We start from the raw sequence: 16,103 nt of genomic DNA, 5'->3' as shown, positions 1-16,103 counted from the left end.
CATGGTCGATACGCTGTCCCCGGAGGGGCGATCAGAGCGGATGTCCAGGATCCGCTCCAAGGATACGAAGCCGGAGCTAGGGCTGCGCAAGGCCCTGCATGCGACTGGATTGCGGTTTCGCCTCGACAACCGGACCCTCCCAGGCAAGCCAGACCTCGTCCTTCCCCGGCACAGGTCCGTCATTTTTGTCCATGGATGCTTCTGGCACCGCCATCCCTCCTGCAAGGTGGCAACGACCCCGAAGTCCAATACAGATTTTTGGCTCGACAAGTTCCAGCGGAACGTGGCCCGCGACGCAAAGGTCACCCAGCAGCTCAAGGACCTTGGTTGGCGGGTTTTTGTCGCGTGGGAGTGCGAACTCGGCTCGAAGGCAGCGAGACAGTCAAAGGCCCTCCATCTCGCAGACGAAATCAGGGGCGGCCACACTTTGTTAGTAAATATTTAGTAACGTTGTCCCTTGCCACCTAGGCTACGGGTTTTCTCGCAGTTGTTGATTGTGGCATTCGTTCTTGGGGACCATCCCCTTTCCGGGGAGTGATTCGTGGGAAATACATTCATTGATTTGTTTGCAGGATGCGGCGGGCTTTCCCTGGGGTTGATCCGCGCCGGCTGGAACGGCCTCTTCGCCATCGAAAAGTCACCGGACGCCTTTGCAACCCTCAAGCATAACCTCGTTGATGGTGACGTTGTGCAGCCCTTTAATTGGCCAGTGGAGCTACCCTGCGAGGCAATGCAAGTTGGCGCGCTCCTAGCGCTCCATCGGCCATTCCTCAAGTCCCTTGCCGGCACGATCGATCTTATTGCCGGCGGGCCACCCTGCCAAGGCTTCTCCTTTGCGGGCAAGCGCAACGAAGGCGATCCGCGCAACCAGCTGTTCGAGGAGTATGTCGACGTTGTCGCCGTCCTGCGGCCCAAGTTTCTGTTGCTGGAGAACGTCCGCGGGTTTGCTTCCGGATTTAGGTCTGCAGGCTCGGAGCCCGGCCGGGCCTATGCGGACGTCTTGAAGGAGCGCCTCGAGCAACTTGGATATAGGTTCCACAGCAAGATGCTCAGCGCATCCCAGTTTGGCGTGCCCCAAACGCGTGCGCGCTTCATCATGATTGCTACGCGTCTTGACGTCGATCAGGGCGTGCGGCCTTTCCGTCTTTTGGCGGAGCGGATTGAAGAGTTCCGTCGTGGCCACGGATTGCCGGCCCATGGAGATACAAGCGTCCGAGATGCTATCTCCGATTTGGAAATCGCAGGCGCAAGGCTCGTTGATTGCCCGGAGACACAGGGCTTCAAGCAACTTCAATACATTCAACGCCGACTTAGCCCCTTTCAGAAGGCCATGCGGTCGGGGCTGCCAGACGGTTTCGCCCCAAACAGCCTAAGACTGCCAAACCATGGCAGCGAGGTCAGCGCCCGCTTCAAGCGGATTCTGGCGCGTTTTCCGAAGGGCAAGGCGGTGTCGAAAATCCATCTAGAGGCACTGGGCACGAAGAAACACTCTGTAACCCCTCTGCACCCCGAACACCTGTCGAAGACAATTACCACGTTGCCCGACGACCTGCTGCACTACAGCGAGCCACGCATATTGACTGTCAGGGAAAACGCGCGCATCCAAACTTTCCCAGATTGGTACCACTTTCGTGGAAAATTCACGACAGGCGGTTCTAGGCGCAAGGACGAGTGCCCAAGGTACAGTCAGGTGGGCAACGCCGTCCCACCCCTCATGGCGGAGGCGTTAGGACGTGTGATCAAGGAATTGGACCCAGGCAATGGCTGAAAGATATAGCTTTAGGGCACATGTACGGTTGAAGGACATCATTGGTCAGGGCCTGATCAACAACAGCAACATCGCCATCATCGAGCTGATCAAGAACGCCAAGGATGCGGGCTCCTCGAAAGTGGAGATTGTCTTTTCCCACGCCCATGCCGGCGATCCGACGTCAACGATTGTCGTCCGCGACCATGGCGCAGGCATGAGCCTCGACGATATTGCGTCAAAATGGTTGAACATTGCCTATTCGGAAAAGCGGGTAAGCGCTAGGCAAGGCCGTGGCTACTACGCTGGCGAGAAGGGCATCGGGCGGTTTTCGTGCGACCGCCTTGGAGCCAAGCTCGATCTCTATTCGAAGAGGCATGACACGGCTTGGACGCATCTAGAAATTAACTGGGCCGACTTCGAGCTCGACGATCCGGCCAAGCAAATCTCCGACATTGAACTCCATCCAGCCCATCTCGGGGCCGGCGAATTCCCGCGGGAAGATCCAAGCGACCGACCGAGCGGGACGACCTTGGTTATTCGTAGCGTTCGTGAGACGTGGGGCGAAACCGAGTTAAGGAAGCTTCAAAAGGAACTCGAGCGCTTCGTCATTGATCCGCACGGCGAATTCAAGGTTCATTTCAAAAGCAACGACATCAAGGACAAGAATAGCAAACTCGTCTTTGACGGCTACATCGAGAACAAGCTCCTCTCGCGCATCGACGAGAAAACCATTGCGATCTCCTCGGCAATCTCGAGCGACGGCACGACCATCAGGAACGAGATCCACCATCTTGGCCATGTCATCCTGTCGTACGAGATGGACAATCCCTACGACAGCCTGCGCAATATCCGGGCAAAGATCCACTATCTCAGCCAAAACGCCAAGATCTCGTTCAAGGCCATCACTGGCTATACATCGACTGAATATGGCTCGGTCATGTTGTTCCTCAATGGTTTCCGCGTCATGCCCTACGGAGAGCCGAAGGATGATTGGCTCCAGTTGAACGAGCGCAAGAACCAAGGAAACTCTCGATATCTGGGTACTCGAGAGCTGTTCGGCCTGATAGAGGTCATGGACGAGGCCCGCGCCTTTGTGCCGGTGTCCAGCCGCGAGGGCCTTGCCCACAACACAGCGTTTTCGCAGCTGACCGACGATGACGCGTTCGCGGGCGCCGCCAAGCACGCCTATCTCACGACGCTGGTTAGGACGCTCGAGAAGTATGTTGTTGAAGGCATGGACTGGGATCGCATTGCGCCGGAGAACGAACAGTTCTCCTATGAAGACTTGCTTGCCTCGGTAAACGCTATCGTCAAGGCTTCGTCCAAGTCTGGCGCGTTCCGAAAGATATTCATCGATGAACCAGCGCTGCGCAAGATCGCCCGGCAAAAAGTGGAGGAGGTAAAGGGTTTTGTCTCCACGCTCATGGAGCGCGTCGCCGACAAGAGCGTCTACGAGCTGACGAAATCCGACAAACGAGACCTGAAGCGTTATGTCGAGCGCCACGAGGGCGCGCTCGCTGCCAGGGCAGAGGTTACAGAGGCCTATAGGGAGAAGGCAAACATCGAGACAAAGAGGCGCCTCTTCGCGGAGGCGCACTCTAGCACCGATGCCCAGAGGATCACTGAAATCCAACACTTGATCGGCCTCTGGGGAACACGGATCGAGGACGACATTCGCGACGCGATGCATCATCTCGGGAAGGGAGATGTCGACGAGGCAACGCGCTTCCTCGAGGGAAGCTTCCTCCTGATCAAGAAGATCAACAAGCTGTCAGCCATCCTCACGAAGGCGAATTTCAACCTCATGACCGACAGCATGAACCTCGACGTCTTTGAATACGTCATGGAGTATATCGAAGAGATCCGGTCGCTGAACTCGGACGTTGGCTCCAACGTCGACATAGCCTTCGTTAATGACGACGCGACTGCCTTGCGACTAAATTTCAGCCCGCTCGAAGTCTCCATGTTGATGGACAATGCCATATCCAACTCGATGAAGACATCCTCGCGGCATATCCTCGTGAAAGCCCATTCGGACCAGCGATACCACTACCTCGACGTGATCGACGACGGAGCACCATTGGATCCCCGCTTTGCAGCAGAGGACCTGTTCAAGGTCGGCATCACTACCACGAATGGATCTGGCATCGGCCTTAGCCATGTCAGGGAAATCGCAGGAAGGCTCGACGCCACGACGTCGATATCCTCAAATTCAATTGGCGGTTCGACGCTTAGGCTTAGGTGGGACAAATGAAGCTGAAATACAACGTCTTGTGCATCGATGACGACCTTGAAAGCCTGCGCACGATCAAGGCGCAGTTCTCCAAGATAAACGAAGCAATTGGCATCCTCGTGGACTATCACGACATCGATGCAAAGGCCGGCGCTCGCGAGGTCGCGCGCGACGACTACGTCGCACGGATGGAAGGCGAAATCAATCGCGCATTCTCGAGTTCTACCTTTGACCTGATTTGGATCGACCTCCACTTGGACATCGAAGTCGAGGGCCATGAGCTGATCAAGTTCATCCGAGAGCACCACACAATATATCGTCCGGTGATATTCTACTCCGCAGGCAATCCGGCCACCCACCAAAAGGCAATTGAGCAGCTGAACGACGCGGCCGGGAAGAGCGGTATCCTGGGAAGGAACATTTTGATTGCCCCGCGGACCGGCATGGAGCGAACGTTAGGGGAAATCGCCAAGGAAATGCATCGCGAGGAGCAGAAGGTCAATCAGGTGCGGGGAATGCTGATGGATCAGATCAGTGAGCTCGATGCGAACATCATAGCGGCGCTTTCCAACCCGAAGGTCTGGACCGGGATCAAGGCTGGCAGTGAAGAGAAGTTGCTCAAGTATGTGCGGGAGGACCTCCTCGAAGCACGGATGAAATCGGCCACGAAGATTTACCAAAAAGTCGAGGGCGTTGACTTCGAGAATGCGAGGGCTCTGATTATCAGCGACGTGAAGCTTCTTGATGTTTATTCGAAGGCACGCCTCCTAAAGGAAATTCTGGCCGTCTCAGATGGCATGGAGGGCCACGCATTGGTGCTCCGCGAATACCTCAAGGATGGGGGGCTCAATACAGTCCGCAACAACTATGCGCACCGAACGGCGGAGGCGCTTGAACCGGACCACAGTGACGCCAACTGCATTGCGATCAGAAACGGCACGCGCGCCCAGCTCGACAATATCCGGCATATCCTGAAAGCGCACGCATGACGGACGTCGTAGTCTTCGATATTGACGGCACTCTGGCCGACGTAAGCCAACGGCGTCGCTATTTGGAGGGATCGGAACCAGATTGGGGGCGTTTCCACGCCAGCATGGAAACGGATACGCCGAACCTCCCAATTGTGGAGTTGTACAAGGCACTATGGAGCACCGCGCGCTTCAAGATGATATTGACGTCCGGGCGTCATGAGGGTGCAAGGCAGTACACCGAAAGGTGGCTCGTCTGGAACCACATTCCGTTTGATACTCTATATATGCGTCCCGACGACGACACCAGACCGGACTACCAGCTGAAGCAAGACTTGCTTGGCCAGATAACGAATGCGCATGGGCCGATACTTTTCGCGGTGGACGACCGCCAACAGGTGGTGGACATGTGGAGAAGAAATGGGATTGCATGCTTGCAATGTGCTCCCGGCAACTTCTAAAGCGAACGACGCTTGGAGAGGTAACAACACGCTAAGGAAGGCCATGGCAACTGCCCCACGAATCCGTCACCTCGCTCCCGGGCGATGGCGCGTCTTGCTAGTGACCTTCGATCTCACCAACACGGGACCCGGCGATCCAAGATACAAGGCGGCGGACGATGCCCTCGCATTTCACGGCGAGGTATTCTCCCCGGTGAAGCAGTTGCGGCTCGTCTTGACACAAGCCAATAGCACTCGTCTTCGCTCCTCCCTCGAACAGCACCTCGGGCGAAATATTTCGCTCATGATTATCGAGGTCCGCAATGTGAGGCAAATTCACATTGCGAGCCGAACTAAGCGCTTGGAATGCAGAGGTTCGAGCGGGCACTCGCTCGAGTCGGGCTTGATCTCCACGGCATCTAGCGAATTACGCCGGACGAGGAGTATTCAGCCGTTTCAAGTCGGCGAGCTCGGTTGCCCAACCGGTTGCAGCGACCAATACGACTATCAGGCAAAGAAACATGATCTCTCTGGCGTGTCGCATAATTTGTCGTAAAATCTTCCCATTGTCTTGCCTTCAACTTTCAGCGGATGGTTGATACACTATGGGTAAGCATGTTTGTTGCGTGGTGCTTCATGAAATATCGAACCACTGCTAGCTTCGCTGCGTCAGCTACTTGAACAGGTCGAATCGAGCGGATGCCAAGTTGCTTTTGAAGGAGCTCGTGTCGCTCTAGAGACTCTCGTCAAATCGGCGGCTGTCGACATGGGTGCAACGGGCGAACTGGTCGAGAGATTTGTGCCGCGCTTGCCTTTCCAGCGGGCTGCCTCTTCAAATGGAGGCTCTACTCTGCAGTGTCCGGTTGCTCCAAGAGTCGTGTGGTAGCGTCTAGCGTTCCCAGCGTGTCTCGGTGGCAAGATACTCCCACATGACAGTCTTAACCGTCACTGCGCCGGACCAGTCTATAGAATAACGGTAGCGACCGGGCTCGACCGTAATCCAGCCGCCGATCATCGCTTCTTCGTCTAGCAGCTCGATCATCATACGACTTCCGACTTCTGGCCAGACAGAGAGCTCCGCACCGGTACCGGCAGTCTCAAAGGCATCGCACTGTTCTCGACTCAAATGCTCCAGCGGTATGAATCCAACGTGATCAGGTGCTTCTAGAAGCGGCTCGCCGATCTCGTGATAGGCATGGCCTCTAGCGTTCTTAACAATGACGCGCCGTATCTTGTCGGTGTCAGGAAAGAGGGCGAGCGGTTTGCTGTTTTCGAACGAAAGGAGCTGTCCGTCCGGCCCGCTTTTTAGTGACCGGACTACGTGGCGATTACTCCGTAGAATGGTTGCGGCCTCGGGATGTTTCGCCGGATCCGGATAAAGGCTTCCAGCGATAACCGCGTGAAGCACGCAGAGAAGGTAATTCTCGTCTGGCGAGAAGCTCGAATTGCAGCGCCGACATACGATGACCTGAGGAAGATAGTCCGTTTCATCCCCCGCGCCGATGTCATATGCGGCGCCCCGTTCTCGAAGTGTTCTAGTTAGGAGCGACTTGGTCGGAACATGGTCGCGATTACTTTTGATGTCGGCTATCGCCGCGCCACAGTGGATGCACCAAGCCTTCAGCCGATCGTCAGTGAAATCCTCAATTTCTCGCACGCGCCGGATCCTTCGCTAGCGTTGTCCGTCTTCGCAGGGCGAACCCCTTAACGAAGATGAGAAATCTACTCGTAATCCTCGAACGCTTCCAGCTCGCTTTTGGTCCATCATCATTCCGTATTGTTGAAGCCGACGTACAACATCGAGGGATTTCAGAGCTTTAGCTTTGTTCAATGACTGGTCGACGATTCAGATCCCTTCAAGGCGGGCATTTGAAGTGAGTTTTCCAATGAGCCATGGACATGCATCATTTACTCGTCGTCGCGGCAGTTGAACTAAAGCCATCAGTGGGGCGCCTACCTTGCCAGCGGTTCACCGATGAGATGCGGAGTATGACGACATGTCTCGTCCCCCGTTATGCGGCGATGGTGGCGAGGAACATGATGCCGTCCTCGACACGTCTCCGGATCGCCTTGAGCTTCGTGAAATTGTGCTTGCCCGCCGCGCCGTGAGTGGCCTGGTTGAAGACGCTGAAAAGCTGAACAATGTTGGTGATGTCAGTCTCAATGAAGTCCTCGACCTTGTCGTGAAGCATCCCCTTCTTGCCGAGAAGATAGCGGATTTTCGCCTTGCGGTTGGGTTTGCCTTGGGGCGTGCGGTCACACTGAGGGTCGGCGTCTTCGACCTCGCCGTCCTCGGCCCAGACCTCTAGGATCTCCGTGAATATCTCCCGCGCACTGGTGCAAAAGTGGCGGGCAGCGTCAGGGTTGATTGGATTCAACGCGAAGATCGCACCCCTCCACCGATCGCACAGGTCTTCGGAGAGCGCGGTAAGGTATTCCAGAATGCCGGTGTCGTCCGCCGGAATGTCGCCAGCGGAATCGTCCAATAGTGCCTCGACCACCGCAACGCCGTTGGCACTTTCGCGTTCTGCCATCTCGAGGAACTGGGCGTATGTCGGAGACGCCCCGAAGGAATTTGCCAGGTCCTGCTGATGTTCGTGCAAGGTTGCGGTTGACTCCCCTAGCATTGCGTAGGTAGTCGAAACCGTCCTGACCCTGATTGTTGCCGCACTGGTACGCAGGCGCCGGCGGTCGGCAGTCACCCTAGAATTGTGGGTCCGGACCGCCTGGTTGTACTTGGCTACGGCCATGCGGGCCTGCAGGTTATGGCGCGCAGCCTCCTGCCTGACCTTGCGGTTGTACCCGTCGATCTCCCTGTTGGCCCGCGCAACCACCTGGCGGTTGTGGGCATTGACCTTGTTAACCTCGCGGCGCAGTTCGTTGTTGAGCTTGTTAGCAGCGGTCCGCATCTGCGAGCGGAATTGGGAGGCATTGAACTTGCGGGCCATGACGCTTTCCTTCGAACGGAGGGGCGGCGCCCCGATAGGCGCCACGGGGTTGGCTAGGGACGCGGAGGTCCCGTGCGTTCCCATGTGTGGCCCGGCTTTTGAGTAGGGGGCAGCTTGGGGTCGCGCGGCTCGATGGTGACCTGGCGCGGATTGGGCACCTCACCGCCACGCGGTCCACGCTCTTTGTATTCACCCGGACGGTTCGGGGTCTCTCCCGGCTTCTGCAGTGTCATTTTCGGCTCCTATGCTAGATGCGCTGTGCGCGCGTTGATCCAGTCCCAGGCTTCCTGGGGCAGCCAGCCTTGTTTTTCCTTAGTAATGCCGATCACCAGGACGCGGTCGTTCTTGTCGATGACCGGCGCAAGCCGCTCCCACACGCCGTGCGCGGACAGATTGGTGTCAACAAGCCAAGTGGACCCGAGGTAATGCCACCAGACACCGCAACTCTTGATCGCCTGATACAGCGGGTCGTAATTCTGACCGGGGCGCTTGAGATCGTAGTTGATTGCGTAGATCATGTTAAAGTCCTTTCCCTGCCACCGGAGATGCGAAGGAAGCGGCAGCCTTATTATTGAATGCGGAGCCGGACGGGGCATTCGGACAACAGAATGATTTTTAACCGGCGTGTCCGAATGGCAGTCACTCCGGCGCATATGTCTGTAGGAGGGTCAGCTTGGAGGACGCGCGTTGCAGAAATCGACCAAACAACAAGCCTTGACTTCGGACGAAATCTCGGCAGCGCTGCTTGCGATGACATCGGAAGACCACAAGCGACTTGTGCTATACGGCCACCATTTTCGTTACACTGGTTGGGAACCCGAAGACCTCATCCATGAGGCAATCAAGCGCCTTCTGGAGGGAACCCGGGCATGTCCCGAAGGCATTCCTTTGCTGAAGATAGTTAGCCAGGTGATGCGAAGCATCGCATCCGAAATTCACGAAGAGAACAAGAAACTGCCCACGCTGGAGTTGGTGCCGTCCCATAGCGATACCGATGGGGTGGTTCCTGATTGGGCCGTCGACCCGATAACGCCAGAGCGCATCCTGCTCGACCAGGAGGATTTAACCGCGGTGCTGGCGCTGTTCGACGCCGATGTGGTCGGGCAAACCGTCGCCGAAGGCATAATGGTCGGAATGGAGGGGGCGGACCTCTGCTCGCTTGCCGACATCAGCCCAGCGGAACTGGCAACGGTTCGCCGCCGGGTCAGCCGTCGCCTCCAGGCGGCCTTCCCCAGGAGGATCGTGAAATGAATCAGGACCGGATGAAAAATCCCAAGATACACGATTTGGCTTCCGCCCTCGCGGAGGACGTTTTCGAGCTGGATATCGGCGCTGTCGATGCCGAGTTACTGGCTGCGGGCTACCGGCCGGAAGACGCTACCAGTAAGGTGGGGGCGGTCATTGCGCGGGCCATCTTCAGCAAGGCCCGCGGCCAACTCGCAAAGGCTCCGGCCCACGTCTCGGAAACCGGGACGCTGCTTCGATTCGGCCCGGGTGAAGCTCGGGCGAAACTGGACGCTATCGTGAACCGTGACCCCGGGGCGTTTCCCGAGCTGACCATGGCGGCCCGGAAGGGCCAGTCTATCTCGGACGCTGATGCCGTGAGTCAACTGGAGGACTTTCTGGAGTTGGGCATCATCGACCCGGATGATCTGAAATGAGCGCTGCAGAGACCTTGCTCCAGAATCTTGGCGTCGCAGATCCAATGGAAATCGACCTGGAGGCTATCGCCCGGACGATGGGTGTCCGGGTACGCCGTATTCCACTAGATGGCTGCGAAGCCCGGATAACCGGAAATGGCGACAAGGCCATCGTGGCCATCAACTCCAGAAGTTCGGAAGAGCGGCAACGGTTCTCGATAGGGCATGAATTGGGTCACTGGCACTTCCATCGACACAAGGTGCTGATGTGCCAGGATGCCGACATTGGAGGCCATAGTTCCAGGGCGACGCAGGCAGAGAAGGCCGCCGATAGGTTCGCCGCGGATCTACTCATGCCCCGCTATCTTTTCGATCCGGCCATTCGCCAACATTCGAAGCTGAATTTTAAGGCCATCCGGGCGCTTGCTCACCAGTTCGGCTCCAGCCTGACGGCAACGGCCATCCGCTGCGTCGAGACTAAGAACGCTTCGGCGCTTCTTGTATGCCACGGTCGAGACGGACGTAAATGGTTTCGCCGGTCCCCCGATGTGCCGGACCGGTGGTTTCCTCAGGATAGGCTAGATGCTGAAAGCCCGGCCTTCGACCTGGTCTTCAGCAACAAGGGCGATGACATGTTTCCCCAACGCATACCCGCCGACGCATGGTTCGACCGGGCCGAGGCTCAGTGTTACGAGTTGCGAGAACAAAGCATTCACATAGGATTCGGTCAGATACTGACGCTGCTGCTGATCGATGACTTGGAAATGCTCGACGAAAGATAGCGACTGATCATTTCGGACGATCGATCCACTGCCATGTCTCCGCCCGCACATAGAACTCCTTGGTAAACCGCGCCGACAGTCAGGGCGGAGCAAACCTGCCTGTCCCCCACAATGTCAGCTTTTGGCGAAATGCAAGTATGAGCCAAACTTCCATTTTGGGGGCGCGAAGCCGCCGTTTATCGACGTGGATTGTATACTTTTAAGCTACAATCAAAAAAGCCCGAAATTTGTTTATTATCGGCATTTACAAAGGAAGCTCACTTATAGCCTTTCTGGCATTTCTGTTTTGTTAGCTTTTCAAAGGCTTTCTGTAATGCGGAAGAGTTGGAAAACGTGTCGACCTTCTGTTGTCCTCTTGTGCCAATTCTCCCCCAGTTGCGCACGAGCGACATCTCACCAAAAAGGGTTGGCTGCATGGTCAGGCTATAATATCGCGCCATGTTGCGATCAGGATCACAACGCGTGACATGGAATGATTGGGGGCTTTCTGACATGCCCTCAAGGATCCTGATTTCAGAAGCAATCGTCCAATGACAATTTTGAATCTGTAGAGCGTCATCGATTCAAATCTTTGATGGGAATGCCGTGCTGCGAGGCAACTATCGGCAAGTTAAACCGAACGGTTTCTGGCAACTTCCGCATTCGTACAAACGTTCGTTTTCTGTTGACTTTCGAATTTGTACAAACACGCGATCAAAGCTCGCATCACTTGATTTACGATTTGATGTGATGAAAGCTACTGGCAAATTCGCTCATGCAAGTGGCGCTGCCCCTCAAGCCTGATCTGCATCTGCACTCGCAGCTTTTTCTTTCCAAATCTCATGACAGAAGTTTGGGCTTTGTGGCAATCTTGGATTTTAAAGCGGAACTGTAGGCGGGTTAAATGTACGAGCTTGATACACAAAGAAACTTTGAGCGTGCGCTACGTAGAGCGTGCGTTGTTTTCATAGTTGCGATCATTGTAAAGACAATCGTTGGATTTATCTCTCACCCCGAGGCTGTAGTTGGGTCGGTGGGAATATTGTTTGCGTACAAATTGCCATATGCACTCACGACGTTCATTTTGTTGGCTCTAGGCATAATTACGGCATTTTGCCTGTATTTCTCGTGGAATTGGAAGGAGATAGTCTTGAAATTTCCATCCACGTGGGCCGCGCAGCGTGATCCTGTAAAAACAAAAGAAGAACTATTTTTTGGGTTTTCGGAATTGTATGTCTCGGCCGTCACTGTGGTGCTTATTTTTCTGAGTCTACTATCTCTTGATATAATCTGGTCAATTCTCAAATAAGGCCCTACCGGCCCGAAGCTGCCAGTGAACTTAGACAGACTGAATGTCAAGTCGAGGCGTGCAGACGACGTTATCCCATAGCCGCTAGGGTCACTCATTAGGGGCGGCGACAAGAACTGTTCCCCATCATACGCTTAGAATCGAAATGAAGAACAGATAATAAACAAACCAAGATTTTGCCGCTAGATCAGGGCCGGGTCTGCCCATTTTACAAGAACACATGATCTTGTAAGCCACTGACAAAATTTGCAAATTTCATTGCCGTATAATTTGGAACAGTTCTTGTCGTCACCCCTATGAGACAGCGTGGCAACGCGGGTAACTCATAAGTAGTGAGTATTTTTAGTCCAGAATGAAGAAGTTAAAATCTTAGTAAATGCATTATAAGTGAAATATAATAATAAAACAAAGCGAAATGTCCAGCAGCCGAGATTGGAGCGCGTTCCGGATTGATAACCGGGGCAGGAGTTGCAACGTGTTATGGTTCTTTCAGGCCAAGGGAATTGAAGTACCGCTTACGATCATCCATCGAAGCTTGAGAAGCGGGCAAAAATCTCCGCCTGACTGGTGATGCTAAGCTTTTCATAGAGGTTGCGCCGATGGACTTTGGCAGTTTCCGGGGAAATACCCATATGCGCTGCAATTCCTTTGGTGCTCTGGCCGGAAAGAAGCAGCTGAGCTGTTTGTATTTCTCGTTCGGTCAAACGTGGCTCAACTAACTCACGCAGCTTTTTTTCTATATTGGAGCGGGTCGATTGATCCGCAGGCATGCGTATGTCGCCCAGAGTGTAACGCGTCGCAAGTCGAAGCAGCGGCAGGACCCAGGGGCTGATGATTGCAAGCAGGCCATAATCGCGAGCCGAAAAACGTTGGCGCGATCCGAGTGACAAAGACAACACTCCACGGCTCTCATTACCTTCCTTGAACGAGGTGAGAAGCTGTATTTCGTCTCCTACTACATTATGCCGGAAATAGTCGTGAAAGTAGGTCGACAACCGGAACTGCGGATAAGCGACCTCGTCCAATCGATAAACTCCCGATGAAAAGGGTCCCATTGCAAATCGATAGAACGGATCATCAGTAAAGAAGGTACGCAGATAGTTGCCGAAAAGTTCGTCTTCGATATCGTCCGTGTCGCCTTCTTGCACAAGAAGAGGGGAATGGGTCTTGCGGAAGATTAATACCACCCAGGATTCGAACCCCACACTCTCACGCAAAAAAGCGGCAAAGGCCGGCCAAAAGCCTTCGCTCTCTGTTAGCTCCAGCAGATGGCCGAGACGTTGATGGAACGCGAAATCTTCTTCGGTGAAATGCATTGTCCTAACCCTCTGAGGGTATCGCACGGTGTGTAAAATACCACATTCGGGGAATGGCAATCCGCATCGATCAAGTCATTATCACAAAAACTATAATGCAGGCTTAAGCCGGCACACTAAGAAATGGAGAGGGTGTATGAGCACAGTGCCGGACCACGACCCCAGTGTCGTGTCACCGAATGGACGCAAGCGAGCACGCGGACTTGGATTGCCGTTGAAGGGCAATACGGGGCCGCTCAATGCCATCACTGATGTTCCCGGTGTCAGCGTCGGAATGACAACGCTGATACAAGGCGACGGCGAACATGCCGTGCGCACGGGTGTCACGGCCATCCTGCCGCGAGAACGTTCGCATCTACTTCATCCTTGCTGGGCAGGGACCTTCGCCATGAATGGCAACGGCGAGTTGACAGGTTGTCATTGGATCAACGAAGCGGGCTGGTTCAATGGACCCATACTCATTACGAACACATGCTCGCTAGGCATGGCGCATCACGGCGCGGTGCGTTGGCTTATCCGCGAGTTTCCTGAAAAGATGGGCGAGTCGCAATGGCCTCTTCCTATCATTGGCGAGACGTTCGATGGCTGGCTAAACGACATAGCAGGCTTGCACGTTAGTGAGCAGAATGTCCTGGATGCTATCGACAACGCGGTTGGCGGGCCCGTCCGCGAAGGAAATGTCGGGGGCGGTACAGGAATGATCTGTTACGAATTCAAAGGCGGGACAGGCACTTCTTCTCGAATTGTTGAAACGCGAGCGGGTCAGTTCAGTCTTGGTGTGATTGTACAGGCAAACCATGGGCTTCGGCCGTGGCTCGAGGTGTGCGGCGTTCCAGTTGGATTGGCAATGCCAGAAGGTCGGGCTTACGAGAGAGAACAGGGCTCCATCATCATCGTTCTGGCGACCGACGCGCCACTGACGCCCACTCAGTTAAACCGTATCGCCAAACGTATCAGTATCGGCATGGGACGCTCAGGAACACCGTCCGGCAACGGTTCAGGCGATATTTTTCTGGCTCTGTCCACGGCGAATGATCCCGGTGAAGTTCCCATGGCGGCCGAAATCAGCTTGCGAGCGTTGGGTGACGCCGAAATGGATGCGTTCTTTCTGGCGACAGTTTCCTGCGTCGATGAGGCTATATTAAACGCTTTATGTGCGGCAGAGACGATGACTGGCAAGCGCGGCCGGGTCGTCAACGCTATGGACACGGATCAGCTCAAACAACTGATAGCTGCCCGCTCGTTCGTCTGACGCAACAGGAAACCATTAGATCACATAAGGCTGGCAAATAGATAAGGAGTTACGAATGACGACCCCCATGTCATCCCTTCAAGTCTCACAGAAAAAAAGCGAACATTCTTTACAAGGCAATCTGGGAGTTGGCGCCATTGTATTCATGGTGTTGGCCGCTGCCGCCCCCTTGACCGTGATCGGCGGAAATGTACCCTTGGCCATCGGTCTGGGTAACGGTGCTGGGGCACCCGTCGGCTTCCTGATTGCCGCAGCTGTCCTATTGCTTTTCTCGGTCGGGTTCGTTGCGATGACGCCTCACGTCAAAGAGGCTGGGGCCTTCTTTTCTTATGTGACTGACGGTTTGGGTGATCGTTGCGGCATGGGAATAGCTGCTGTTGCACTTCTTGCCTACACAGCAATTCAGGTTGGCATTTACGGCTATCTCGGTTGGGCAGCAAATGACACAATGCGCTTCTATGGTGGACCCGATGTGCCGTGGCCTGTCTATTCATTTGTGGCCCTGGGCTGTGTTGCTCTACTCGGATACAGGCACATTCACCTCAGCGCAAAGGTCCTCGGGCTGGCATTGGTCCTGGAAGTCGCCATTGTAGTGTTGATGGACCTGATGATTGTGGTCAACGGCGGCAATGCCGGACTGAACATCACATCGTTTACTCCCGATGCCATAATGTCAGGATCCTTGGGGATTGCAGTGCTGTTCGCCTTAACTGGTTTTATCGGTTTTGAGGCTACGGCAATCTTTCGCGATGAAGCGCGGAACCCGGAGATCACTATTCCCCGTGCTACCTATTTGTCAGTTATAATCATCGGAGGATTCTATGCGCTGTCCGCTTGGGCGCTTGTAGTGGGCGTGGGTGTTGACAATGTAAAAGCCGTGGCGGAAGCTACCCTCGCCGGAAAAGCAAATTTGCTACTCGACCAGACGCTCCATTCTTTGGGACACATTGGACGCGATGTGGTCAATGCATTGTTGTTGAGTAGTCTGTTCGCCTGTGTGCTATCGTTTCATAACGTCATTGCGCGTTATCAGCACGTCCTGGCACAAAAAGGCCTGCTACCAACCAGGTTGGGAATCGTCCATGCAAAGCATAAATCTCCCTCATTCTCATCATTGATACAGACAGTAACCGCAATTATTATCGTGGCGATTTTCGCGCTGCTCAAGCTTGATCCATTGGTTGGAGTATTCGGCTCGATGGCCGGGGTGGCTACGATGGGCATGATCATTTTGATGCTTACGACATCAGTCGCGGTTCTTATGTTTTTCAACGGGCGACAAGAGCTGATAATTGGTAGGCTTTGGTCAACCCGCATCGCGCCGGTCCTGGCCGTATTTGGATTACTCGACTGCCTTTGGCTGGTCGTATCCAACTTTACCCTCATCACCGGCGGCAGTCTGGGAGTGAGTATTGTATTAGCTGTTACCCCAGTTATGGCATTTGCTGTTGGATTTGTACGTGGCCAACGCTCGCTTACCTAGAGC

Annotated in this window: 16 protein-coding genes; 10 read left to right on the top strand and 6 right to left on the bottom strand. The window is 54.7% G+C overall.

Translation table 11 applies throughout. The features are described from left to right. The first annotated feature begins 1 nt into the window (after position 1). The 5 genes from vsr (at position 2) to FHW17_RS19495 (ending at position 5,412) form a co-directional block, all read left to right on the top strand. Positions 2 to 445, top strand: a complete 444-nt coding sequence (gene vsr, locus FHW17_RS19515) for a DNA mismatch endonuclease Vsr (RefSeq protein ID WP_182510619.1) — start codon at positions 2 to 4, stop codon at positions 443 to 445. 96 nt (positions 446 to 541) lie between these two features. Beyond that, positions 542 to 1,768 (top strand): DNA cytosine methyltransferase, encoded by a 1,227-nt coding sequence (locus FHW17_RS19510; RefSeq protein ID WP_182510618.1) that lies wholly within the window; start codon positions 542 to 544, stop codon positions 1,766 to 1,768. A gap of 28 nt (positions 1,769 to 1,796) precedes the next feature. Then, a complete protein-coding gene (locus FHW17_RS19505) occupies positions 1,797 to 4,004 on the top strand; it encodes an ATP-binding protein (RefSeq protein WP_182510617.1) in 2,208 nt (735 codons plus the stop codon). After that, positions 4,001 to 4,972 (top strand): hypothetical protein, encoded by a 972-nt coding sequence (locus tag FHW17_RS19500; RefSeq protein ID WP_182510616.1) that lies wholly within the window; start codon positions 4,001 to 4,003, stop codon positions 4,970 to 4,972. Before FHW17_RS19505 ends, FHW17_RS19500 begins: the two co-directional genes overlap by 4 nt. Beyond that, positions 4,969 to 5,412 carry a polynucleotide kinase gene (locus tag FHW17_RS19495; RefSeq protein ID WP_182510615.1) on the top strand — a complete coding sequence of 148 codons (444 nt, stop codon included), beginning with the start codon at positions 4,969 to 4,971 and terminating at the stop codon, positions 5,410 to 5,412. The genes FHW17_RS19500 and FHW17_RS19495 overlap by 4 nt, the downstream gene beginning before the upstream one ends. 868 nt (positions 5,413 to 6,280) lie before the next feature. Here the strand turns inward: FHW17_RS19495 and FHW17_RS19490 are convergent. The 4 genes from FHW17_RS19490 to FHW17_RS19475 all read right to left on the bottom strand — a co-directional run bounded on the left by FHW17_RS19490 (position 6,281) and on the right by FHW17_RS19475 (position 8,857). Next, on the bottom strand, positions 6,281 to 7,048 hold the full coding sequence (locus FHW17_RS19490) for a hypothetical protein (protein ID WP_182510614.1): 768 nt from the start codon (positions 7,046 to 7,048) through the stop codon (positions 6,281 to 6,283). A gap of 355 nt (positions 7,049 to 7,403) precedes the next feature. Then, positions 7,404 to 8,339, bottom strand: coding sequence for a hypothetical protein (locus tag FHW17_RS19485; RefSeq protein ID WP_182510613.1), 936 nt, complete (start codon positions 8,337 to 8,339; stop codon positions 7,404 to 7,406). Positions 8,340 to 8,392: 53 nt separating this feature from the next. After that, positions 8,393 to 8,572: a YjzC family protein gene (locus FHW17_RS19480; protein WP_182510612.1), complete on the bottom strand. Its 180-nt coding sequence runs from the start codon at positions 8,570 to 8,572 to the stop codon at positions 8,393 to 8,395. A 9-nt stretch (positions 8,573 to 8,581) separates the two neighbouring features. Next, positions 8,582 to 8,857 carry a hypothetical protein gene (locus FHW17_RS19475; protein WP_182510611.1) on the bottom strand — a complete coding sequence of 92 codons (276 nt, stop codon included), beginning with the start codon at positions 8,855 to 8,857 and terminating at the stop codon, positions 8,582 to 8,584. A 169-nt stretch (positions 8,858 to 9,026) separates the two neighbouring features. On the opposite strand from FHW17_RS19475, the gene FHW17_RS19470 reads away from it, so the two are divergent. Genes FHW17_RS19470 through FHW17_RS19460 form a run of 3 tightly spaced genes read left to right on the top strand, consistent with a single transcriptional unit; the run spans position 9,027 to position 10,761 of the window. After that, positions 9,027 to 9,590 (top strand): hypothetical protein, encoded by a 564-nt coding sequence (locus FHW17_RS19470; RefSeq protein ID WP_182510610.1) that lies wholly within the window; start codon positions 9,027 to 9,029, stop codon positions 9,588 to 9,590. After that, the gene (locus FHW17_RS25125) at positions 9,587 to 10,000 is read left to right on the top strand and encodes a hypothetical protein (protein WP_210275964.1); all 414 of its coding nucleotides are present in this window, start codon (positions 9,587 to 9,589) and stop codon (positions 9,998 to 10,000) included. Before FHW17_RS19470 ends, FHW17_RS25125 begins: the two co-directional genes overlap by 4 nt. Continuing rightward, entirely contained in the window at positions 9,997 to 10,761 is a 765-nt protein-coding gene (locus tag FHW17_RS19460) for an ImmA/IrrE family metallo-endopeptidase (RefSeq protein WP_182510609.1), read from the top strand. Before FHW17_RS25125 ends, FHW17_RS19460 begins: the two co-directional genes overlap by 4 nt. A 257-nt stretch (positions 10,762 to 11,018) precedes the next feature. Here FHW17_RS19460 and FHW17_RS19455 read toward each other — a convergent pair whose 3' ends face one another. Together FHW17_RS19455 and FHW17_RS19450 are read right to left on the bottom strand one after the other, a co-directional pair. Beyond that, on the bottom strand, positions 11,019 to 11,255 hold the full coding sequence (locus FHW17_RS19455) for a WGR domain-containing protein (RefSeq protein WP_182510608.1): 237 nt from the start codon (positions 11,253 to 11,255) through the stop codon (positions 11,019 to 11,021). 1,315 nt (positions 11,256 to 12,570) lie between these two features. Then, on the bottom strand, positions 12,571 to 13,365 hold the full coding sequence (locus tag FHW17_RS19450) for a helix-turn-helix transcriptional regulator (protein WP_182510607.1): 795 nt from the start codon (positions 13,363 to 13,365) through the stop codon (positions 12,571 to 12,573). Positions 13,366 to 13,579: 214 nt separating this feature from the next. Between FHW17_RS19450 and FHW17_RS19445 the strand changes: the two genes are divergently transcribed. Next, positions 13,580 to 14,617, top strand: coding sequence for a P1 family peptidase (locus FHW17_RS19445; RefSeq protein ID WP_348643763.1), 1,038 nt, complete (start codon positions 13,580 to 13,582; stop codon positions 14,615 to 14,617). Positions 14,618 to 14,672: 55 nt separating this feature from the next. Beyond that, the gene (locus FHW17_RS19440) at positions 14,673 to 16,100 is read left to right on the top strand and encodes an APC family permease (protein ID WP_210275963.1); all 1,428 of its coding nucleotides are present in this window, start codon (positions 14,673 to 14,675) and stop codon (positions 16,098 to 16,100) included. Positions 16,101 to 16,103: the final 3 nt, after the last annotated feature.

The organism is Phyllobacterium sp. P30BS-XVII, from assembly GCF_014138335.1.
GTDB classification, from domain to species: domain Bacteria; phylum Pseudomonadota; class Alphaproteobacteria; order Rhizobiales; family Rhizobiaceae; genus Phyllobacterium; species Phyllobacterium meliloti.
Note: the sequence above shows the minus strand (reverse complement) of the source record. Positions and strands in the feature narration are given on the sequence as shown.

Bases quoted from the DNA above. Each gene is read 5' to 3' on its own strand.
- vsr (WP_182510619.1), top strand. From the start codon at position 2: ATGGTCGATACGCTGTCCCCGGAGGGGCGATCAGAGCGGATGTCCAGG.
- FHW17_RS19500 (WP_182510616.1), top strand. From the start codon at position 4,001: ATGAAGCTGAAATACAACGTCTTGTGCATCGATGACGACCTTGAAAGC.
- FHW17_RS19495 (WP_182510615.1), top strand. From the start codon at position 4,969: ATGACGGACGTCGTAGTCTTCGATATTGACGGCACTCTGGCCGACGTA.
- FHW17_RS19485 (WP_182510613.1), bottom strand. From the start codon at position 8,339: ATGGCCCGCAAGTTCAATGCCTCCCAATTCCGCTCGCAGATGCGGACC.
- FHW17_RS19480 (WP_182510612.1), bottom strand. From the start codon at position 8,572: ATGACACTGCAGAAGCCGGGAGAGACCCCGAACCGTCCGGGTGAATAC.
- FHW17_RS19475 (WP_182510611.1), bottom strand. From the start codon at position 8,857: ATGATCTACGCAATCAACTACGATCTCAAGCGCCCCGGTCAGAATTAC.
- FHW17_RS25125 (WP_210275964.1), top strand. From the start codon at position 9,587: ATGAATCAGGACCGGATGAAAAATCCCAAGATACACGATTTGGCTTCC.
- FHW17_RS19460 (WP_182510609.1), top strand. From the start codon at position 9,997: ATGAGCGCTGCAGAGACCTTGCTCCAGAATCTTGGCGTCGCAGATCCA.
- FHW17_RS19455 (WP_182510608.1), bottom strand. From the start codon at position 11,255: ATGTCAGAAAGCCCCCAATCATTCCATGTCACGCGTTGTGATCCTGAT.
- FHW17_RS19450 (WP_182510607.1), bottom strand. From the start codon at position 13,365: ATGCATTTCACCGAAGAAGATTTCGCGTTCCATCAACGTCTCGGCCAT.
- FHW17_RS19440 (WP_210275963.1), top strand. From the start codon at position 14,673: ATGACGACCCCCATGTCATCCCTTCAAGTCTCACAGAAAAAAAGCGAA.